Below are 18,780 nucleotides of genomic sequence, written 5' to 3'. Positions count from 1 at the left end.
ACAGAACGCGCCCGGAGGAGACCCTGCCATGGCAATCGATGAAGACATCACCCTGAAGAAGCTCGAGGTGTTCCAGTCGTTCATGACGCTGGGCAACATGGCGCGCGTGTCGGAAGCGCTCGGGCAGAGCACGGTGAGCGTGCATCGCGCGCTGCATTCGCTGGAAGAAGGCCTGCGCTGCCCGCTGTTCAAGCGCGATGGCCGCAAGCTGATTCCGCTCTCCACCGCCTACGTGTTTGCCGAACACGTGGAACGCATCCTGGCCGAGTGCGAAGCTGGCGTGCGCCGCACGCGCGAAGCGGCGGGGTTCTCGTCAACCACGCTGAAGATCGGCGGGCTCTATTCGATGACAGTCGGCACGCTGCCGCGCATCTTTGCGGGGCTCAAGACGCGCCGCTCCGCACTCGACATCGAACTCACGCTGGGCTCGAATCGCAGCCTGCTGGCCAAGCTGGAAGACGGCCAGCTCGACGCCATCGTCATCGCGCTGGGCGAGCCGCTGCGCAATCCAGACCTGCTGACCGTGCCGATGTTCGACGATGAGATTCTGTTTGCCGCGCCGCTCGGCTCGCCGTATGCGGCGTCAGCGGAGATCGATTTACAAGCTGTACGCGGCGAGAAGTTCGTTGCGCTCGGCGACGACTTTGCGACGTACCACGACTTCATGGCCGCCTTCGACAAGGCCGGCTTTGCGCCGCAGATTGCCCTGCGCGTGGGCGACATCTTCTCGCTCATGAACCTCGTGAGCGGCGGCATCGGCTACGCGTTGCTGCCCCGTCGCGTGGCGGATTTCAGCCCCAAGGTGCAGCTGATTCCGCTGGCCGCACGCTATGCGATCAGTCAGCACATCGTGCTGGTGATACAGCGCAATCGGGAGCGTGATCCGAACCTGCTGGCGTTGTCGGCGGAGTGTCGGTTGTTGGGGGCACGGTGATCAATGTGGCGTACCGTGTGGCCGCTGAAGTCGCCCACTGGTCTGGCTTGGTACTGCTGCGCGCGTTTCGCGCCGACCAGCGGTGGGGACGAGCGAGCGATGGATGGTGGCAGCGCGAACCTATGGCGCTGTGGTGTCAATCCACAATGGCGCAGCCGTTCCCGATGAGCATCGCGCCACACTCGGTCTCGTCCCCATGCGTGGCAACGGGCTCGCCGTCCACCTCCATATCGCAGCGCACCTTGATGATCGTGTTGGGCCCGTGAATCGGGCAGTCCACCCAGTCTGTGCGCCGCGCGATGGGTTTGCCATCGAGCTGGCTGTCTGGCGAGCCCGTTGTGACATGGCCGCCATGGGAGTGGCGGCAACCGACTGTGATCATGCTTCCGTCCATGCTTGCGCTGTCCTTAGTTTCTGTCTTTGATTTTTCCTTCGCTGGTACTTTCGGGGAATAGGCTCTTAGGCGCGGCTGCCAATGCCTTGCTCAATGCAGCCAGAAACTCAGCCTCAAATTGCTCCGACACATGCCATCGACCGAGTTGCCCCTTCTTTTCAAAGGTAAATTTCTCATCGATTTCAAGCACGCCATTTTCCGAGAGTTTTGCAAGTAGCGGATCCTCGTATGCGATGCGCAAAGGGCATGACAGTTGGGTGGGCGATTTCTCGGTGCAATCGGCCGTGGGGCTCACGGACATCACGCGCTGGCTCAATGTTTTTGAATGGCTGACGCCGAACCGGTCCTGCCGATTATTTGTGGGTGAGGCTGAAACGTCTTTCTTTTGCAGCACTTCCAGGCCGTTCATGAATGCCTTGCGAAGCCTCTCGTTTCCGATCGGCGCCCCCAGGGATTCGCTATCTCGTTCGCCACCGTATTGGGTCTGAACAAACTCCGCGGGCACCATGGCGACCTCAAAACCAGACCCCCCCTCGGCTGCTGGGCGAATGACAAAACCAACGGTCGTCTTCAAGTTACCGATCTTGAGATCAACCGTGCATCCACGGGAGCGTGAAGTTCTTTCGTATCCGATTTCTCGAATGTTAGACAAATCAGGATGTCCTGCCTGTATTGCATCGATGGATGACAAGTACGAACTCATCGATATATTGAATAAGGATGCGGATGCCCCCTTCGATTTACAGGCTGGCGTGGTGGGAGGGGCGAGGTAGAAGGCTGCTGCCGCCGCCACAACGCCAAGCCCTGTCGCCCACCCGCCAAAGCGCCACAGCCTTTTACGCCGATTCATCCGGATCGAAATCGGTCGGATTTTTTCCAGAAAACGGTCTGGATCCAGCTCACAATAGGAAATTAGCCGGGTCTCGGCCACGAGGTCTTCGTCGCTTTCGGACGTCTTCAAGACCTTGGATGCAACCTCATCCAACATCTCGTTAGGCACGAGACCATGCTTGACCAGCCAATGCATGGCACCACCAGGGCCTGCAAATAGTGGGGCGTCAAGGAGAATGCGCTTCGTGCTGGCGGCCTCCGTGTCTTGAAGCAATTGGATCGCTTGATCATGGACGGCTTCGGTGATGAAACCGTCCATCAGCAGCGCTCTGAGCTTCCATTCGTCCGTGTGCTGCTCAATCTCGATTGCTCGCCAGGCCAACGGGCCCGTACTGGTTGTTGCGGAAGCGGTGGCGATCGTTTGTTCGTGAGTCATGTTGAATTTTTGACAGGGGAATCGAGCGTTGGCGCGATCATCGCGTTACACCACCGTCTGGGATCTCTGTTGCTTGAGGATGGCTTCTGCCTCGGATCGGGTCAGCGCGCCGTCTCGCCTGCGTTGGGGTTCCAGTGCCCACGCGCGTTCCAGGTCTGCCCGCGAGGGCCTGCCGCCCGGTCCGCTCGCGAAACCGATGTAGTCGTCGGCGTAGGGACGGGCGTACGGGTCGTTGGGTTCGGGTTTGCAGGTTGCCTCAATCTCCGCGGGCCACACCGGGTCGCTGCAGGTGGCAAGCACAAGCCAGCGTACCGTCGCGTCCAGCAGCATGAACGGGAAGAAGATGTAGTCGAAGAGCGAACTGAACAGGCTGGAGAGCTTGTCTTCGCGACAAATCTTGAAGCCTTCCCAAAACGATTCGCGGGGGTTCCAGAAGCGGTGCGGCTCGGGCAAATCGGCGGGGCCGTCTTGCATGTAGCGACGGTAGTACTCCCATTGTTGTTGGGCTTGCTCCAGCGTGAACATCAGCCGACCCAGTACGAAGCCGCGCACGACGTTGCCATCGGCATCCAGCGTGTAGTGGCGGATGTCGTACATGGAATAGCTGGTGGACAGGCCGCCCACCCTACGCTTGCCGATGCAGAAGAACTCGTCGTTACTCCAGGGGACTTCCCAGAGGCCATCGCGGTCTTTGGTGCGCATGGCGTAGATGCGCCGCACGTTGCGGTTCAGGCGGATGGGACGGTGCTTTAGGGAGAACAGGTAGCGGCGGGCTGCTTCGCCTCCCATTAGGCCGAAGAATGCAGAAGATGCAAGCCCGAGGATCGTTCCAAATACAGTCGCAATCCAGTTTCCATTCTCCCTCATCTCTTCGGCTGAGACATGAAATGGTGTCGATGCAAACATCGCCCCGAGGGAAAGTGAAAATCCGACCGCGACTGCACAGATCAAGAACAGCATCCCGGCCAACTGCACACGCGTTTGCGATTCGTCTGTGATCTCCATGCACGTGGAGTCGATGCGGTAGACGTTTCCAATCTCGCAAATCTCGTCGCTCGCTGGTTGGTCAATGTGGAGCCGGTGTTCTCGCTCCCATTCCCGAAGTGGCTTGCCCTTTTTCTGGAAGTAGAACGGAGTGCGTTCATCCTTGGTTGGAAACTTCATTGCATGCCCTCATCTTTCACTTGGATTCCCAACTGCACAAACTCCTTCCACTCGGCCTCCATCGAGTGATACTTGTCTGGGTCGGGTCGCTTGGCAAAGCGGCATTTCTGAACCCACTTGAGCGTGGCGGGATCATCCAGCATGGCCAGGCCAACGTTCACGCCCAACAGAATGACAAGCGCCGGCCAGACGGGAGCACCAAACAGGAAAGGCAAGAAGTTTTCCGTTGCAAGTGGGATGGTTGCCGCTGCGAGGCCGGAAATGGATGAGGCGCCATACAGAAGTGCGACAAGGCGATTCCCTTTCATATACTCATCGACGGAGTGGTAGCCATCCCAACCCACAGCAACGGTCGCCCCCGCGAAGCCAATCCACCGACCTTTGAGCGCCAGCTTTTCCCCTTTTGTCACCCACGCCTCCTGCGGCGTCGCCCGCATGGTCCGCGCTACAAGCGGATGCGTCGGCGCCTTGGACACGGCCACGCCCGCCTGCTCGGCCAGCGTCCCCACCATCGTCACCAGCCCGCCCATGAGCTTGGTGCCTTTCTCCGCTTCATCAAACTCGCCAGCAGCCCGGAAGGACTGTGTGGCGTGGTAGACCGCCACGCCTTGCAGAATGCAGGCGATCGCGCCGATGTTGACGTGCGGCGAACCCAATGCGGCCTTGACGTGTTTGACACCGGGGACGTCGGCTGTAGTTCTCAGCTCCAACGCTCCCAATCCAGTTGTCTTGGCCAGATCCTTCGGATCAAACCACACCAGTCGGGCATTCCGGGCCATGCGTTGGGCCTGCCGGGCGAAGGCCACGGCTTCTTCGCGGCGTTGGGATCGGCCTAGCTGCCCATATAGTTTGGTGTTCTGCGCTTTTAGATCGTCCAGCGTGGACGCCCGAAGCTGCATCACGCTTCGGTCGGCATTGACGATGCGCACACCGCCAAACAGGCTCAGGCCATGGATATACATCGAGGCGGTTTTGGAACCCAGCTTGTTGGCGAGTGCCGGGATAATTTCGTCGGACAGCACCCAGGCCAAACGGGGTACGAGATTGAGCTTGGTGACGGCCGCGGTTAGTGAGAGACCACGATCAAGCAAACCATCCATGGCATCCAGGCCAGACCGGAAGACAGCCAGCATGGCGCCGTAGGCTGCGTCGGTTGCGTCCGCTACGTCCTCAATCAGAAGCTGGGCGCCAAGGATGAGGTATTCGCGGTTGGCGTCGCTCTGGACGAAGTGCGCGAGGGTGAAGGTGCAGCCTGGGACCATCGCACGCACGTTGCCGGCACCCCGGGCTCGGCGGCCGTGCTGGCGCAGGGCCTCCATGCGCATGCGGGCGATCTGGTCGCCTTCCTTCCAAGGGTCGTTTCCGGTAGTAGGCTGGCTGTGGTCACCGGGCCATTCGCGCACTTCGGCATTGGCGTGGGCGGTATCGAGCGGATCGGCGGCGCGGACGGTGAGGTCGGCGCTCGGCTTGACGAAGTCGTAGTCGGTGGCCGCCCATTGGCCCGAGACGACTTTGTCGTGCAGCTCGAAGGTGTGCAGGTGTTCTTCGTCGATGCGGTCGGAAGACGGCTGCCAGCGGATGGTCTGGTAGGCGGGGCTGGCGAATGGACCAAACGCGCCGTTGCCGTCGGTGAGCACCAAACGATGTTTGCCGCCCGAATGTTCGATGTGCCAGGCGATGCCCCATTCCTGCGTCAGGCGCTGGAAGAACTCGAAGTCGCTTTCGTTGTATTGGACCTGGTACTCGCGCCTGGGGTAGCGGGCGATGTCGAGCCGCCGTTCGACGGGGAAGATGTAGCCACCCAGCAGCGCATCCAGAATCTCCACCACGGTCTGCTGCTGAAAGATGCGTGTGTCGCGGTTGAGCGTGGCAAGCCAAAGCCAGGGGCGCAGCGTGAGACGATATTTGAGTTGGCGGCCACCATGGACCGGGGTGGGACCGACGATGTCGGTGACGAGCCCGCTGATTTGTCGGGTGCCGGCGTCGGTGCCGTCCAACGCGATGGTGACAGTGAGTTCCTGGCCGCGCAGGGCGTTGGTGTCGAGGTTGGCGCCCGGGCCGTAGAGGACGTTGCGTTCGTCGGGGGTCTTGAGTTCGACTTCGTACTCGAACAGTTCGCACAGCCGCTCGGTGCCGGAGAGCTTGGAGAACACCAGCGCCGGTTTGCCCAGAGTTTCTGGCAGGCCGTGGCCCGTGACGGACACTGTGCGCGTATTCAGCAAAGCAAGACGGTTGCCCATGGGCGGCGTTCCAACAGAAGTCATGGAATCCGCGCTTGGCAATGAGCCGACCGGCAGCCAACGCGGGAGAACTGGCAAGGCTAGCTTGCGCGGTCTCCGACTTCTATCAACCCAACAAGAATTCACATGTTGATGGCGAGTCGACGGACTCCTTGCGGTCGAACGTTCAATCCGCGGCGAGTATCGACGTTGTCTGCATTACGACCGAAGTCGTGGATGCGTGACGTGCTTCACAGCGGGCAAAGGGTGGGCGAGCCCAGGCAAGCCCCGGCACCGATGCTGCAACATCGGTGCCAGCAGACCTCATGTGCCTGGGTCGCCCATGAAGTCAGCGTTGTTGCTGGAGGTGTTCCGGCGTATGGGCCGCGCTTGTTGCGCATGCGTTGCCGGCAGCGTTGCGGTTGAACACCGCGTGTGAGCTGGCGGCGTGGGAGATTGAGCGGGTCACGGCATTCCTCTTCATGTGATGAACGGAACCGCGCCCAACCCTTGGGGAGGGGTGGGCGAGCACAGGCAGGTTTGGAACACCGAGACATAACGATCGGCACGGCCGAAGCCGTACAAGCCTGGCTCGCCCAATGAGGGAGACGAAGCCAAGCCATAGCGGTTGAGGACAAGCACCTATGCTCGGCGCTTGCCCGTTACGTCCGAGGGTTCCAAGCCTCGATCGCTTTCTCTATGGCACGGAAAACGATGGCGCAGAGTGTACCGATGGCTGCTTCGTCTGAGCAGGGGCGAAACTATAAATCAGAATTGGCGTATGTCGGGCAGTCCGTCACCGACCCCGTCAGTCAGACATCTACCCTCACAGACTGCTCCAATGTCGCGGTCCCTCCGGCCATCAATCCAGCGATCGTGCCTTCCTGAATATCGAGAATCACTTTGATCGCACTCGGAGATGGCGGCAGCATCAGTTGTCCTTGTTCTATTGTCATCACCCGGTGCTTGACGCCCATTTTCTCGTATAGAAAGCAAGCCAAAGGGCCTGCTGCTGTGCCGGTTGCCGACTCTTCATGAATCCCGAATCTTGGTGCGAACATGCGCGCTCCTGCTTGACGATCAGCAGTCCGCGTTGATGTCGAAAAGAGGTAATAGCCGATCAGGTCGAGTTCCTCGCTAATCGCTTCGATCGCCCGCTGATCCGGACGAATTGCAGCGACGGAGTATTCGTCGGGCAACCCAACGATAAGAAAGCTGTTGCCCGTGTTGACCACGGTCGGTTCTGCCATGCCATAGATGTCCTCCAGCTTCATCCCAATCGATCTTGCAATTCGCGCAGCGAGATCGGATTCCTGCTTGATTGGGTGATACACGGGAGGCTGCTGTTGCATCAAGATAACGTCACCGTCAACGAGAACGGTCCTGCAGCCATCGATCGTCTCTTTTGACAGACTTCCATCGGCGACCCTACCGAGCTTCCTCAGCAGCGAGAAGGTCGCAATCGTCGCGTGTCCGCAGTGAGCAATCTGGCGCGTTGGCGTAAAGAACTCGAGTTTGATCGTCGCTATGCCCGACTTCGACACGAAGGCTGTTTCTGATAACCCGACTTGCCTGGCAACTTCCCGTTTCTGGTTAACGTCGAGCGCATCAGCGTCAATCACAACCCCCGCGGGGTTTCCCCCGCTCTCTCCGTCAGTCAACGACCTGACGATCTCTACATCGATTCGCATTGATTCTCCACATGCCAACGGCACGCAATAGCAGCCGAAATATCGCCCGGATTCTCAACGATATGGCCGGGGCCGTCGAGTGCCCGACATGCTTGATCGCCGCCACCATTTGCAAGTGAGCGGTGGCCGCGCATTCGATTGCTTTCTCTACGCGTCGTCTGGCATCTGCAACTATTGCCGCAGACCAAACAACCCTTGCCAGAACGACTCGAACGCGCTCGCGTGCCGCTGGGGCGAAGTCACCTCATCGGGTTGGGGCGTCGCTTCGCTGGCGGGCGTGTCTGTGGTGGCCGCGGTGTCGCGCCGTGCTTCCTGCAAAGCCCACACGCTGTCGGCAATGCGCGCGGCAAGTTCTGCATCGCCGCCCCTGCCAAGCAGCACGCCGAACAGCACGTCGCGATTGTGGCCGTCGTCGGCAAAGCGCATTGCGATGGCGACCATCTTTTCGTAATGCGCCTGCGCGAGGCGTTCGCGCTCGCGTTGCGCTTCTCGCTCCTGTGCTTCCTGCGCCTCCTGCTCGGCTTGCCAGCGCTGCATTTCCTGCGCGAAGACCTCGTCATAGACGCGCCGCTGTTCAGCATCGCAGAGGATGGCGTAGGCCTCGCGAATCTCCTGGAACGCCGCATAAGCCTCGGCTTCGCGGCCGGGGTTGCGATCGGGGTGCCACTTCATCGCAGCGCGGCGGTAAGCACGCTTGATTTCGTCCAGGGTCGCGTCCGGCTGCACGCCGAGGGTCGCGTAGATGGTGGTCATGTGCGGTGTGGCGGCTGCCGGGGGGAAGGTCATCCTAGCATGGGCATGTTGCCGAGCTGGGCACACCGGTGCATCAGCAAGAAGTGCGCCCCGCGCGGCAAGCACGCCGCAGGGGCACACATCGCCTAGCGCGCTTGAACCTGGACCGCACTGCCCAGCTTGCCGGACACCACCGGTGCAATCACAAGATACCGGCGCGTGTTGTCAGCGTCGGCGTTGGCAGGCGTGACCACCTGACGAATCTGTCCGATGGAGTTGACGATGGCGCCCCCGGCCGGGTTGGACATGAAGCTCGCCAGGCGCTCAAGCGGTCCGCTGCCATCTGCATGTTGTGACAAGGCAAGCGCGTAGGGCTGCTTCGGCTGCAGCCCGGTCACCGATGCCTGGAGTACCTGAACGAGACCTTGATCGAACAGCGCCACGCTGGTGGGTACGGCCATTGCGTCTGCCTTGTCTGCGCCTGCCGGCACGAGCGCAAGATGGCTGACTTGCCCTGCCATGCCGAGCGGCTGCAGGTTCGTCGTGCCGTCGCCCTTGGGCACAGCGTTCGGCACGTACGTCAGCGCCTGCGGTGCCTGGCCGATCCGAACGGTAGACACGACCTTGTTCGTCAATGTGTCGATGACAGCCAGCGCGTCGTCATTCTCCAGGCCGACGTAGATGCGTGTGCCGTCGCCGGAAGGCCATAGACCGTGCGGAAGTTTGCCGACGGGAATCGTCGCGACCTGTTCGAAATTGTCTGTCCGGAAGACCTTGACCTGGTTCGTGCCGCCAATCGTCACATAGGCAAACGTCCCCTTGGTGTGATGCGCGAAGTTGACGTGATTCGTGATGGGGCCGGTGTCGAACGAGGTGATCGGGTTGAACGGTGGCTCGGCGCTGAACACCTGCACCTTGCCGATGTCCTTCAATGTGAGCCACACCTGCTTGCCATCCGGCGTGGCTGCAATGTTGGGACAGAACGGCGATTCCTGCTTGATGTGTCCCACGATCTTGTGATCCGCCGTCGAGATCACCACCGTTTCCGGATTGAACGACGAGCACACGTAGCCGTACTTGCCGTCCGGCGAAAAGATCTGCATGCCGGGGCCCGCCGGTACGGTGATACGCGTCTTCTCCGCATAGGTGCTGGCGTCCAGCACCGCGATGTAGTTCTCGCCGCGCACGGTCACCCAGACCTCGCTGCCATCCGGCGTGTAAAACGCCTCGTGAGGCGAGCGGCCCACATACGTCGTGTGTTTGACCGCGTTGGTCTGCGTGTCGATGAACGTGACCGAGTTGGAACCGATCGAGACCACCGCCAACGTCCGGTGATCTGGCGAGAATCCCATGCCATGCACCAGCACCTGTCCGCGGTAGAGCGGGCTGAAGTTGCCCGGTGCAGGATCGCCCAGCTTGATCACACCCAGGAGCGTGTTGCTGGCGGGGTCCGTGACGGACACCGTGTTCGAGAATTGCTCAGCCGCATAGACGCGATCCCGATGGCTGATGGGAATGTCCGGTGATGCGAGGGATGCGGGTGCCTGCCCGGCGCTGGCGCTCGCGGCGCACGTGATCGCCGCTGCGGCAAGTGTCGTGGCAACAAACAGTCGGTTTTTCATCAATCTTCCTGTTGGCGGGTGGTGTGGGCGTGATGCGCCGCATGGGACGCGGGTGCGGTTGTGGTAGAGGCGGCACCGAGCTGCGTGGGTGCCGGTGCAGATGGGGGCAGCGGCTGGCCAATCGCCAGGCGCATCGCTGCAATCTCCTGCTGTTGCGAGACGACAATTTCCTGCGCGATGCGGCGCAGCTGTTCGTTCTGGCCGTAGCGCAGGTAGGCCACGGCCATATCAATGGCGCCCTGGTGATGCGGCGTCATCATCGCCACGAAATCCTGGTCGATGTTGCCGCTGGGCCTGGGGGCCATCCCGTCCATCATCTTGCTCATGGCGACATCGTTCTCGGCAAGGAAGGCCTGCTCGCGATTGGCCTGTGGAGGTGCTTCTTGCGCAAGCGCGGCGTGTGCTCCGATGCTTGACATGAGGGCGAGCACAGCGAGCAGCAACGTGCGTGGAAGCGGCACCGAGCGTAATGACATGGAGTCCTCCAGGGGCGGGTCTAGGGTGTATCAGCGGAGTAAACACAGCAGGCCGACGGTTTATTCCCGCGCATTGCAAATAAACCGTATGCCGTTGTGCACATCCGCCATGCCCGTATCCCATCAATCAAAACGCCCCGAACAGGTCGGGGCGTTTCACTTCGCTTTTTCTCTTTCTTCTTTTGCTTCAGGTGACGGTCAACGTTCCATTCATCGTGTCGTGGCCCGAGCCGCAGAAGATGTCGCACAGGAAATCAAACGTGCCGGTCTTGTCCGGCGTGAGCGCCAGCCGCACGGTCTGCCCCGGCACTACATCGGCGCGCACGTTGAAATCCGGAATCGAAAGGCCCATCAGGATGTCCTGCCCGGTCAGCTCGAACACCACGGGCACGCCGCGCTTGAGCGTGATCTTGTCGGGCGTGAACGTGAACTTGCGCGCGTGTACGCGGATGACCGTGGGGCCCTCGCCGTGCGCAACACAGGCGAGTGCTGCGCCGGCTGGACTACATCGACTGGCGCCCGGTGGCGGTGCTCGTCTACCGCTCAGCGCAACATCCGATCGACTTGTACGTACGCCCCGAGGCGGGCGGTGACACCGAGCCCGTACTGCGCACCGAGCGCGGCTACCAGCTCATGGTCTGGCGCACCGCCGGCATGGGCTACTGGGCCATCACCGATGCCTCTGCCGACGTGGCGCAGGCCTTTGCGCGGGCCGTGCGCGGCGGCTGACAGGCATCAGGTTTCGGCAAGCTGGCTTTTGGCCACAAAGGCTTCAAAGGCTGCGGGCGGCACCGGCGGGCAGAAGAGGTGCCCCTGCCCGTAGTCACAGCCTGCCGCCACCAGGATCGCCTTCTGCTCCTCGGTCTCGATGCCCTCTGCAATGACCTTGATGCGCAGGGCGTGCGCCATGCTCACGATGGCGCTGCACAGCGCGATGTCCTTCGGGTCATGCGCGAGGCTGCGCACGAACGACTGGTCGATCTTGATGTAGTCGATGTCGAAGCGCTTGAGGTACGACAGCGACGAATACCCCGTGCCGAAATCGTCCAGCGCAATCTCGATGCCGGCCTGGCGCAGGCGGGTCAGGTGATCGACCACCTCGGCACTGCCTTCCATCAGCGCGCCTTCCGTGATCTCAATGACCAGGCTGCCTGGCCGAATCGCCCGGCGCTTCACCACATCGGCCCAGGAGTCGCCCAGTTGTCCGGCGGCGCGAAACTCCACGGGCGATTTGTTCACTGAAACCTGCATGTGCCTGCCCAGCACCGTGTGCCAGCGCGTGACCTCGGTCAGTGCTTCGTTCAAGACCCATTTGCCGATCTGGACGATCAGGCCGGTTTCCTCGGCCACCGGAATGAAATCGGCCGGTTCGATTTCTCCGCGCACGGGGTGCGTCCAGCGAATCAGCGCCTCGGCCTTGTTGATCGCACCGCTGCGCAGATCCACGATGGGCTGGTAATGCACCGCCAGCTGCTTCTGCTCGATGGCGATGCGCAGGTCGCTGGTGATGCGCAGGCGTTCCTGTTCGGCCCGCTGTAGTGCGGGCGTGAAGACGGACCACTGGTTGCGCCCCGCGCTCTTGGCGGCAAACATCGCCTGGTCGGCGCGCACGAGCAGCGATTCCGCATTGTCGGCATCGCGCGGATACAACGCCAGGCCGATGCTGGCCGTCACCTCGACGCTTTCTTCGCCAAGCTGTACCGGCGTGGCGATGCGCGCGAGCAGGCTGCGGATGATCGGGGCGGCGGCGCCTGCGTCTGGCAGGTTGGGCAGGATGATGGTGAATTCGTCACCGCCCAGGCGCGCGACGGTGTCGGTGCCGCGCACGATGGCGGAGATGCGCCGGGCGATCTCCTTGAGCAGCACATCGCCCTGATCGTGGCCGAGCGTGTCGTTGACTTCCTTGAACCGGTCCAGGTCGATGAACAGCAGCGCCACGGCGGTTGCCGCCTGCCTGGCATGCAGGATCTCCTGGCGCAGCTTCGCATAGAACATGTGCCGGTTGGGCAGTTCGGTCAGCGTATCGAAGTTGGCCTGCCGCCAGATCACCTCTTCGGCACGCTTCTTTTCGGTGATGTCGTGGATGAGCGCAACACGGCTGGGCGCGCCCAGCTTGTGGCCGGCAAACGTGTCGACGGTGAGCAGCGCCGGAAATTCGGTGCCGTCCTTGCGGCGGATCAGGTATTCGCCGCTCCACGTGCCCTTGGTCGTGACGGCCGTGCGCATGGTGTCGACCACGGCGCTGTCATTGCATTCAGACCGGATGGCATCACTGTGTTGGCCTTTGAACTCCTGCGCTGTATAGCCCGTTGTGACCGTGAAGGCCGGGTTGACGTCGATGACGGTACCGTCGAGTGTCGTGACCATCATCGCTTCGCTGCTGGACGCGTACACGAGCGAGGCCAGGCGCATCTCGTCAATGTGCTGCTTGCGCTGGGACATGGACCGGCGCAGCGTCGCGTACAGCAGTGCCATGAGCAATGTCGAGCCGATGGCCCCTGCCAGCGCGGTGCGGCGGTACGCCTCATAAGGCGCCAGGATCGATGCGATGGACTCCCCCACGAGGAAGTACAAGCCGATCTCGGGCACGTGGTGATAGCCCAGCAGGCGCTCGACGCCATCCGTACCGGACACCGTGCGATAGTTGCCCGACTCCTGGGCGCCCGGCTCGTTGAAGCGTCGTTTGCGCGGCGGGCTGTCGATGCCGGCTGTCGGGTCGGGCATGCGGGCGATCACTTGCCCGGATTCCTTGATGATGCTGGCCACGCCGTTCGTGCCGACGGTGAGGGTGTTGGCAAAGCTGGCGAACTGCTCGGGGCTGACGGACACCACCATCACCCCTGCGAACTGCCCATCTTTCAGGATCGGCCGCGTGAACTGGATCGACCATTTCTTTGACACCTTGCCCTGCACCGGATCGCTGATGAACAGCACGTCGCGTCCGCCTGACGCCTTGTGCACGCGAAAGTGCTCGCGCTCGCTCAGGTCGACCGGCTGGCTGACTGGTCCGATGGAGCTGTAGAGCAACAGGCCGTTCGCGTCGATGACGGCAACCTGGGAGGTCAGGTCGCGCACCGCCTCTTCGCGCTCGTGAATGACCCGCTCGAACACATCCCGGCCAGCCAGCCAGCTGGCGCGGAGATCCAGAAGAAACTCCGACAGGCGGCGGGTGCTGCCAAGCGAATATTGGCCGAACGCTTGCGCCTCGAGTCGGGTGCGGATCTCGGCATTGTGGATGAGCCGATCCCGTGCCTGTGCGAGCTGGTCGAACGTGAACCACCAGATGGCGGCGAGGCATACCGCGACACCAACGTTCAGCGGCGACAGCCAGGCGCGCAGCCGTCGCCGTATGGTGCGACCTGACGTATCCGGTTGCTCCAAGGCCATCCCCATCCCCATTTCAATGTTGTCGTGTCCGGGCGGCGTCTGGCGCGCAGGCGGCATCTGCCCGCCCGCCCCGTGCGCGTACTCCGACTATATCGATCGACGCAGCTTCCATGTTGCCCCAATATCGAGTGCAGGCTCAAAGTGCGTGATCGTTTGCTTTTGGGCAGAGAACCGGTCGGGTTTGGTGTTCAGGGCGCAACGAGGCTGTGCGCCTGACAGGATGGCGCACCGGGATGTCGGAAGAAGGGGCGGTCGTCGGGAGGGGACACGGCAGGCGAAGGCAGATGCTTCGCCCCCGTGAACGCAAGCGGGGGATGCCCCCGGGCCACCCCGACGCTACCGCGTATAGAACACCGCGTGCTGTTCCGCCATATCCCGCAGCAGCTTGGGCGGCGCAAAGCGGCGGCCATGGTCGGCGGCCAGACGATCGCACTGCTCGACAAACGCGTCGACGCCCACGCGCTGGATATGCGAGACCGGGCCGCCGCGGAAAGCCGGGAATCCCCAACCCAGCAGCGCACCGACATCGGCATCGCGCGGGTCGGTGACCACGCCTTCGTCGAGACAGCGTGCGGTTTCCACGGCCTGCACCGTGACCAGCCGGTCGACGAGGGTCTGCGCGTCAGGTTGCGTGGCGGCCGGCGGATACTCGGCGGCCAGGCCCGGCCAGAGCGCCTTCCTGCCGCCTTCGGGGTAGTCGTAGAAGCCCTGGCCTGCCTTGCGGCCGATGCGCCCCAGCGCCACCATGCGCTCGGCCACGGCTTCGCCCGGTCGCTCGATGTAAGCCACGCCAAGGTCGGCGCGGGTTTGCTGGTTGACCTTGTGGATCAGCTCGCTCGAGACTTCGTCGATCAGCGCGAGCGGCCCGACCGGCATGCCGGCCTGCAGCCCGGCATTCTCGATCAATGCGGGTGCCACGCCTTCGGCGAGCATCGCCAGGCCTTCGAGCACGTAGGTCGAGAACACGCGGCTCGTATAGAACCCTCGGCTGTCATTGACGACGATGGGCGTCATGCCGATGGCCTTCACGTAATCGAGCGCCTGCGCCAGCGTGGCCCGCGTGGTCTGCCGGGCGACGATCACCTCCACCAGCGGCATCTTGTCGACCGGCGAGAAGAAATGCAGCCCGATGAAGTTGCCCGGCCGCTGGCTCGCCTCCGCCAGCCCGGTAATCGGCAGCGTGGAGGTGTTGGACGCGAAGATGGCGTCCGGCGAGATCACGGCTTCGGCCATGCGCGTGACGTCGGCCTTGATCTCGCGCTGCTCGAATACGGCCTCGACGATGAGGCCCGCGCCGTCGAGGTCCGCGTATGAGGTGGTCGGTTTGATGCGGGCGAGCAGCGCTTCGGCCTGCTCGGCATGCAGGCGGCCGCGCTGTACCTGTTTCTCGACGAGCTTGCGTGAATAGTCTTTACCGCGTTCGGCAGCTTCTTGCGTGGTGTCGAGCAGCACGACGGGCACCCCCGCCTTGGCGGTGACATAGGCAATGCCCGCACCCATCATGCCGGCACCGAGCACGCCCACCTTGGCGTAGCGCCGCACCGGCACATCGGCCGGGCGCGCGGCCAGCTTGTTGGCGGCGTTCAGGCTGAAGAAAAGGGTACGGATCATCGCGCGGGCTTCCGGAGACAGCACCGCCTGCACGAAGTAGCGCGCCTCGGTCTTGAGGCCCGTATCGAGATCAGTGATGAGCCCTTCGTACACGCACGACAGGATGCTCGCCGCTGCCGGATAGTTGCCGTAGGTCTTCTGCCGCAGCATGGCGTTGGCCGCCGTGAATAGCTGCTGCACGGCGGGGCTGGCGATGCCGCCCCCGGGCACCTTGTAGCCCTTGATGTCCCACGGCTGCTGCGCGCGGGTCTGGCCGTCGCCCAGCAGCCACGTGCGCGCGGCATCGGCTTCCTCGCCCGCATTGACGACCGCATCGACAATGCCGAGCTTGAGCGCGTCGGCCGCCTTGATGCGCTTGCCTTCCAGCAGCATCGGCAGCGCCTTCTGCACACCAATCAAGCGCGGCAGACGCTGCGTGCCGCCGCCACCCGGCAAGAGGCCCAGCGTGACTTCCGGCAGGCCAAAGCGCGCGCGGGCGTTGTCGGCCGCCACGCGGTAGTGGCAGGCGAGCGCAATCTCCAACCCGCCGCCCAGCGTGGAGCCCGGCAGCGCGGCGGCCACGGGTTTGCCGCAGGTTTCCAGCTTGCGCAGCATGCGGTGCAGCTCGCACGTGCGATCAAACAACGTGGCTGCGTCGTCGCTGGCCTGCAGCCATTCGAGGTCGCCGCCGGCAATGAAATCCGCCTTGGCCGAGGTGACGAGAATGCCCTTGACGCTGGCATCGGCGCATACGCGGTCGATGGCGGCAAAAAAGGCGGCGCAGGTGTCGCCGTTGAGCACGTTCTGCGCGCGGCCCGGCTGGTTCCACGTGAGCGTGGCGATGCCGTCGGTGTCGATGGTGATGTCGATCATGTCAGCACGCTCCTTAAACGCGTTCGATGATGGTGGCGGTGCCCATGCCGGCACCGACGCACAGCGTGGCCAGGCCCGTGCTTGCGCCACGCCGTTCCAGCTCGTCGAGCAGCGTGCCGAGAATCATGGCGCCCGTTGCACCGAGCGGATGGCCCATCGCAATGGCGCCGCCGTTGACGTTGATGCGGTCATGCGGCACGGCCAGTACCTCCATGAAACGCAGCACGACCGAGGCGAAGGCTTCGTTCAGCTCGTACAGGTCGATGTCGGATGCCGACATGCCGGCGCGCTTGAGTGCTTTCTCTGCTGCATACGATGGCCCCGTCAACATGATCGACGGCTCCGAACCGATGCTCGCAAAGCTGCGGATGCGCGCACGCGGTTTGAGGCCCGCGCGCTTGCCGGCCTCGCGGCTGCCGATCAGCACGGCCGCGGCGCCATCGACGATGCCCGAGCTGTTGCCCGCGTGGTGCACGTGTTCGATGCGTTCCAGTTCCGGATAGCGCTGGCGGATCACCGCGTCAAAGCCGTATTGCTCGCCCAATTCCGCAAACGAGGGTTTGAGCTGCGCGAGTGTGTCCACGGTGGTCTGCGGGCGGATCATCTCGTCGCGGTCGAGGATGGTCAGGCCGTTCTGGTCGCGCACCGGCACGATGGAACCCGTGAACCAGCCCGCCGTGCTGGCCGCATGGGCGCGGCGGTGGCTCTCTGCGGCATAGGCGTCGACGTCATGGCGGCTGTAGCCCCACTTGGTGGCGATGGTGTCGGCCGACACGCCTTGCGGCACGAAGTACAGCGGGATGGCGGCGGCCGGGTCGACCGGCCATGCGCCACCGCTGGCGCCCATCGGCACGCGCGACATGCTCTCCACACCGCCGCCGATGGCGAAGTCGCTTTGCCCGGCCATCACCTGCGCAGCGGCCATGTTGCAGGCCTCGAGGCCCGAGGCGCAGAAGCGGTTGATCTGCACCCCGGCCGTCGTCTCGGCATAGCCTGCGGACAGCACTGCCACGCGGCCGATGCACGCGCCTTGTTCGCCCACGGGTTCCACACAGCCGAGCACCACGTCGTCCACGAGCGATGTGTCGAGCTGATTGCGATCGCGGATGGCGCGCAGTGCGGTTGCGGCCAGGCGCAGCGGCGTCACGCCGTGCAGGCTGCCGTCCTTCTTGCCCTTGCCGCGCGGGGTGCGCACGGCGTCGTAGATATAGGCTTCCATAGCGTTGCGTCCTGAAGGTCGTGCTCGTTAAAGGGTGCGGGCGATCAGCTCTTTCATGATCTCGTTGGTGCCGCCGTAGATCTGCTGCACGCGCGAATCGGCCCACGCGCGGGCGATGGGGTATTCCCACATGTAGCCGTAGCCGCCGTGCAGCTGCACGCAGCGGTCCATCACCTTGAATTGCAGGTCGGTGGTCCAGTACTTGGCCATGGACGCCGTGGCGGCATCGAGCTTGCCGGCCAGCTTGAGCGCGATGCACTGGTCGACAAACACGCGGCCGATCTGCACTTCGGTTTTCAGTTCCGCCAGTGCGTGCCGCGCAGTCTGGAAATCGAGGATGGATTTGCCGAAGGCCTGGCGTTCGCGCACGTAGCGCAGGGTCCATTCAAGCGCGCCTTCGGCCGAAGCGATGGCGCCGATGGCGATCTGCAGACGCTCCCACGGCAGCTCCTGCATCAGGTAGGCAAAGCCGCGATGCTCTTCGCCGAGCAGGTTGGCGGCCGGCACGCGCACGTTGTCGAAGAACAGCTCGGCGGTGTCCTGCGCTTTCATGCCGACCTTCTTCAGGCGCTTGCCCTTGCTGAAGCCCTCCATGCTCGTGTCGACCACGAAGAGGCTCGTGCCCTTGGCGCCGCCTTCCGGCGTGGTACGCGCCACGACGATCACCACATCCGCGTGCCAGCCGTTGGTGATGAAGATCTTCGAGCCGTTGAGCACGTAGTGGCTGCCGTCGCTGCTGCGCGTGGCGGTGGTGCGCACGCCTTGCAGGTCGGAGCCCGCGCCGGGTTCGGTCATGGCAATCGCGCCGATCATCTCTGCGCTCGCCAGCTTGGGCAGGTAGGACTGTTTCAGCGCCTCGCTGCCGTAGTGCAGCAGATACGGCGCGACGATTTCCGAGTGCAGGCCGAAGCCCAGGCCCGTTGCGCCTGCCCGCGCGATCTCTTCCATCAGAACGGTGCTGTAGCGGATGTCGGCACCTGCGCCGCCATACGCTTCGGGCATGCTGGCGCAGTGGTAGCCGGCGGCGGCCGCCTTTTCCCAGATGGCGCGGTCGACGTAGCCCTGGTCTTCCCAGCGCTCGTGGTGGGGCAGGACTTCGGCGTCGATAAAGCGGCGGACGGATTCTCGAAAGGTGTCGTGTTCGGCGTCGAACAGGGTGCGGGCAATCATGGCGGCTCCGGGTGACAGCGAATGGTTGCGGTATTTGAGCAA

At 63.0% G+C, this 18,780-nt stretch carries 14 protein-coding genes and 1 pseudogene; 2 read left to right on the top strand and 13 right to left on the bottom strand.

What is annotated here, in order from left to right:
- The first annotated feature begins 28 nt into the window (after positions 1 to 28).
- Entirely contained in the window at positions 29 to 934 is a 906-nt protein-coding gene (locus R2N03_RS09195; protein ID WP_316657308.1) for a LysR substrate-binding domain-containing protein, read from the top strand.
- Positions 935 to 1,070: 136 nt separating this feature from the next.
- Here the strand turns inward: R2N03_RS09195 and R2N03_RS09190 are convergent, their stop codons facing one another.
- From R2N03_RS09190 to R2N03_RS09150, 9 genes are all read right to left on the bottom strand, one after another.
- Positions 1,071 to 1,316, bottom strand: a complete 246-nt coding sequence (locus tag R2N03_RS09190) for a PAAR domain-containing protein (RefSeq protein ID WP_232038842.1) — start codon at positions 1,314 to 1,316, stop codon at positions 1,071 to 1,073.
- 25 nt (positions 1,317 to 1,341) lie between these two features.
- The gene (locus tag R2N03_RS09185) at positions 1,342 to 2,595 is read right to left on the bottom strand and encodes a hypothetical protein (RefSeq protein WP_316657307.1); all 1,254 of its coding nucleotides are present in this window, start codon (positions 2,593 to 2,595) and stop codon (positions 1,342 to 1,344) included.
- Between the two features lie 45 nt (positions 2,596 to 2,640).
- The gene (locus R2N03_RS09180) at positions 2,641 to 3,759 is read right to left on the bottom strand and encodes a DUF6708 domain-containing protein (protein ID WP_316657306.1); all 1,119 of its coding nucleotides are present in this window, start codon (positions 3,757 to 3,759) and stop codon (positions 2,641 to 2,643) included.
- Positions 3,756 to 5,999 (bottom strand): type VI secretion system tip protein TssI/VgrG, encoded by a 2,244-nt coding sequence (gene tssI / locus R2N03_RS09175; protein ID WP_316657305.1) that lies wholly within the window; start codon positions 5,997 to 5,999, stop codon positions 3,756 to 3,758. The genes R2N03_RS09180 and tssI overlap by 4 nt, the downstream gene beginning before the upstream one ends.
- A gap of 791 nt (positions 6,000 to 6,790) precedes the next feature.
- On the bottom strand, positions 6,791 to 7,669 hold the full coding sequence (locus R2N03_RS09170; protein WP_316657304.1) for a PhzF family phenazine biosynthesis protein: 879 nt from the start codon (positions 7,667 to 7,669) through the stop codon (positions 6,791 to 6,793).
- Positions 7,670 to 7,840: 171 nt separating this feature from the next.
- Positions 7,841 to 8,422, bottom strand: a complete 582-nt coding sequence (locus R2N03_RS09165) for a J domain-containing protein (protein ID WP_316657303.1) — start codon at positions 8,420 to 8,422, stop codon at positions 7,841 to 7,843.
- A gap of 125 nt (positions 8,423 to 8,547) precedes the next feature.
- The gene (locus R2N03_RS09160) at positions 8,548 to 10,023 is read right to left on the bottom strand and encodes a YncE family protein (protein ID WP_012430891.1); all 1,476 of its coding nucleotides are present in this window, start codon (positions 10,021 to 10,023) and stop codon (positions 8,548 to 8,550) included.
- Entirely contained in the window at positions 10,023 to 10,499 is a 477-nt protein-coding gene (locus R2N03_RS09155) for a DUF305 domain-containing protein (RefSeq protein WP_316657302.1), read from the bottom strand. The genes R2N03_RS09160 and R2N03_RS09155 overlap by 1 nt, the downstream gene beginning before the upstream one ends.
- Before the next feature lie 187 nt (positions 10,500 to 10,686).
- Complete coding sequence (locus tag R2N03_RS09150) at positions 10,687 to 11,046, bottom strand: cupredoxin domain-containing protein (protein WP_316657780.1); 360 nt, start codon at positions 11,044 to 11,046, stop codon at positions 10,687 to 10,689.
- Here R2N03_RS09150 and R2N03_RS09145 point away from each other — a divergent pair.
- A pseudogene (locus R2N03_RS09145) lies at positions 10,995 to 11,228 on the top strand (anti-sigma factor); the annotation flags it as partial. The gene R2N03_RS09150 and the pseudogene R2N03_RS09145 sit on opposite strands and share 52 nt — an antisense overlap.
- A gap of 6 nt (positions 11,229 to 11,234) precedes the next feature.
- Here the strand turns inward: R2N03_RS09145 and R2N03_RS09140 are convergent.
- The 4 genes from R2N03_RS09140 to R2N03_RS09125 form a co-directional block, all read right to left on the bottom strand.
- Positions 11,235 to 13,886, bottom strand: a complete 2,652-nt coding sequence (locus R2N03_RS09140) for an EAL domain-containing protein (RefSeq protein ID WP_041668724.1) — start codon at positions 13,884 to 13,886, stop codon at positions 11,235 to 11,237.
- Positions 13,887 to 14,222: 336 nt separating this feature from the next.
- On the bottom strand, positions 14,223 to 16,349 hold the full coding sequence (locus tag R2N03_RS09135) for a 3-hydroxyacyl-CoA dehydrogenase NAD-binding domain-containing protein (RefSeq protein ID WP_316657301.1): 2,127 nt from the start codon (positions 16,347 to 16,349) through the stop codon (positions 14,223 to 14,225).
- A 13-nt stretch (positions 16,350 to 16,362) separates the two neighbouring features.
- On the bottom strand, positions 16,363 to 17,568 hold the full coding sequence (locus tag R2N03_RS09130) for an acetyl-CoA C-acetyltransferase (protein ID WP_316657300.1): 1,206 nt from the start codon (positions 17,566 to 17,568) through the stop codon (positions 16,363 to 16,365).
- A 27-nt stretch (positions 17,569 to 17,595) separates the two neighbouring features.
- A complete protein-coding gene (locus R2N03_RS09125) occupies positions 17,596 to 18,738 on the bottom strand; it encodes an acyl-CoA dehydrogenase family protein (RefSeq protein WP_012430886.1) in 1,143 nt (380 codons plus the stop codon).
- Positions 18,739 to 18,780: the final 42 nt, after the last annotated feature.

Source organism: Ralstonia condita (assembly GCF_958405655.1).
GTDB lineage: Bacteria > Pseudomonadota > Gammaproteobacteria > Burkholderiales > Burkholderiaceae > Ralstonia > Ralstonia condita.
The sequence above is the reverse complement of the archived record's forward strand: the minus strand, read 5'-3'. Positions and strand labels throughout refer to the sequence as shown.